The sequence below is a fragment of the Neisseria sp. P0021.S006 genome (assembly GCF_051956895.1).
Genome location: NZ_JBQCWZ010001139.1, coordinates 1 through 485, shown reverse-complemented (window position 1 = coordinate 485; position 485 = coordinate 1). Strand labels below are relative to the sequence as shown.

At 49.1% G+C, this 485-nt stretch carries 1 protein-coding gene; it reads right to left on the bottom strand.

What is annotated here, in order from left to right:
• Positions 1 to 379, bottom strand: a 379-nt coding sequence (locus ACTHUM_RS19145) for a Ppx/GppA phosphatase family protein (protein ID WP_440403860.1), incomplete at its 3' end; no start/stop codon positions are given.
• Between the last annotated feature and the right edge of the window lie 106 nt (positions 380 to 485).

Below are 485 nucleotides of genomic sequence, written 5' to 3'. Positions count from 1 at the left end.
GCACTACGCCGGTATAAATAAGACGCGCTTCTTCGCGGCCGGCAATGACTTCGATGGGGAAACCCAGCGCCGCTTCGGCACGGGGCAGGAATTGGGCGATATTTTTGGCGACGCGGAAAGTGTTGGTGGCCACCACGCGCACGTTTTCAGGTTGGAATCCGCGCAGGCGTTCGCCAAATTTTGCCAAACATTCCAAGGCTTGTTCTTGAGAGGCTTCGCTCAGGTTTTTTTGTTCGTCCAAGCCGGCGGCAAAGCGTACCATTTGTTTGAAGGAGTCGATGACTTTCAGCTGGCCGTTGTTGTTTTCACAAATTTGCAGGCGGAAACTGTTGGAACCCAAGTCGACGGAGGCTAAAACGTTGGCGGGAGTGGTGGTCATAAAAAATACCGCTTGATTAGAAAAACCTAAATGTTACTTGAGGCGGTATCACTTGACAATAAAAGGAATACAGCTCTTTGATTCTGCTCATAGATGTATTTTATAA